Source organism: uncultured Gimesia sp. (genome assembly GCF_937919775.1).
Taxonomy (GTDB): Bacteria; Planctomycetota; Planctomycetia; order Planctomycetales; family Planctomycetaceae; genus Gimesia.
In genome coordinates, this window is the sequence record NZ_CALFPF010000214.1 from 1 (window position 1) to 2,364 (window position 2,364).

Here is a 2,364-nt window from a genome sequence, read left to right on the forward strand (position 1 = left end):
GCCTGTGAAAGCTGCATTATCGGAGTAACCCAGATAATGCAGCAGGCAATCTACTCCACAAAACTGGTAGCAGGTAAGAATTCTACATCCATTTTCTGCTCGGTATCTACGATTGGCAGTTCATCCTGCGTCGCTGATACCCGTCTGATGTCTAAGGAAGACGGCTCTGCTTCGTTACTGAGTGCTGCATTGACCGCCTTTTCCGAATTTGTCGCAGCAAAAGGATTCCTGCTTTCGGGATCATATTCAAGGCGGGCCGCGGGTTCACTGCTGGTTGCCGGAACCGGTGGTGCGTAATCCGGAGACATCTCTGGTTCGGGCACGGGCAGAATGTCTGGTGTCACGCGTTCCTGTCCGCTTTCATAGGATGCTCCTTCTTGTGCTGGCATTACACCCACTTCACCAATATAGCCATCAGCTACAAACGGTTCTGGTTTGCTTTGGAGTCTGTCAGCATCGATGCCGTGCGTTCTGGCCCAGGCTCGTCTGATCGCCTGTTGATAGGCTGCCGGAGACCATTCGCCTTCCATTAAGTGGATATTGTTGTGTTTCAGCAAAGTTCCTTTCCACTTGTGGAGGTTCTTGATTGCCACGTTGTAAGCCACGAGCGAACGATAATATTCTGTTTCGGCAGAGGCCAGACTGGACTGGGCACGCAGCAGAGTATCGAGGGTTGTAGTTCCTGCCTGAACTTCTGCGTCAAACAACTCAACCCGTCTTCGGGCAGCGCGCCAACGGTTGAAATTGGATTGAGCGGTCGCGTAGTTCTTGGCCAGGTCCTGAAAAGTGATGGCCAGTTCCTGACTGACATCCATTTCCTGCGCTTGCAGCAAGGCACGCGCTTTCGAGATTCGAAATTCCAGATTCTCAACCTGAGCATGAGCCGACCGGAAACCGAGCGGCATACTGAATTCCCAGCCGATGGTCCAACTGTCCTGGTCGTTGTCCAGAAGTGTTCCATAAGCGTTATGTAGGCCCTGAGAGGTTACACCATCCGTGTTTTTCTGACTGAGCAGTTGATCCCCGAAACCGTTAACCTGATAACTGGATACCAGGTCCAGTCGCGGTCTGGTCAGGCTGGTTGCCGCCATCCGCTGAAATTCGAGGCTCTTGATGTTCCATTTTTGTTTACGCAGTTCGACCCGGTGAACCAGACCTTCCGTCAGACAGATACTCCAGTCAGGAGTGAATTCTGCTGAGACGGGGTCGTCGATCGGGCGGATAATTTTACCGTCATTAACGGGCAGCCCCACCAGCCGACGGAAACGACTCTCCGCCGTGTAAATATCGCTGCGCGTGGCCTGGACTAACGATTGTGTTTCAAACAGGCGATCTTTCGCCTGAGCTTCGTCTGCGGGTTTGAAGTTTCTTGTACCACCGGCTTCCAGCTTGGCATGGGCTTCGCGCCAACTGCGTAATGCCGAATTGCGGGCGACTACCTGCGTGTCATACAGGCGATAAGCCAGATAGAGTTGCCAATAGGTCTCTTCAATATCAGACACCAGATTACGAACATTTTTCTCGAAGTCGGCCAGCACCAGGTCATTGTTGATGCGGGCGATCACGACCCCCTGACTGACCCCGGTAATACCGGTAAAACCGGAACCAATCGGGCCGGCAATCCGGGTATAATCCACTCCGGCTCCTGCCAGGAATGGTTGACGATAAGACAGGCCTGCGTTGCCTGCGTAGCTGGAAGGAAATAACTGACTGGTCGCATTGCTGCCCGTATAATTCCAGTTATGCGAAAGGGCAAATTGTCCGCCGTTCGCAAATGTTTTCGAGAGGCCGGATTGAAATTGACCGGTTTCCTGAGTCAAAGTACCGCCGGGACTCCCACCAAAAAACGGACTGTTCTGAACCTGTTCCGAGCGGCCCCAGAGCATATTCGCGGTAAACGTTGTATCAAAGGCAGAGAGAGCCGCTTCGACGCCCCGTGATCCACCCAACAGAACGTTGGTTTCCTGGATGGAAGGATCAAAAATGGTCGGAGTGCCGTCCGGATTATTTAATACTCCGTTGCCGTTCGTTCCGAGCGTGCCGGCAACTCGGATGACTTCACTGTTCGCCAGGCCCAGATGAATGGCATCCATCAGGGGCAAATCCCAGATCTGATCCTGGGAACGATCTGCCAGAGTTCGCGGCTTGCCCGAGAAGGTGATTTCTTCCGGGGTTTCTTCAAAAACAGCCGGGTATTCAATTTTTGTGGCGACATCTTCATAATACTGAAGTTCTTTATCACCCAGGTAATGCAGGTCCGTATCGGTACCCAGACCGTGACAGCCTGCAAGCTGGCTGGTGATTAAACATCCACAAAAAAAACGGTGTAACTTCTGGCGAAGGTTCATGTATCTATCCTTAAAG

The 2,364-nt window shown here is 52.4% G+C and carries 1 protein-coding gene; it reads right to left on the reverse strand.

Annotated elements, in window-relative coordinates; genetic code table 11:
- Window positions 1-50: 50 nt before the first annotated feature.
- On the reverse strand, window positions 51-2,364 hold a 2,314-nt coding region (locus Q0294_RS05685; protein ID WP_299461790.1), incomplete at its 5' end, for a TolC family protein.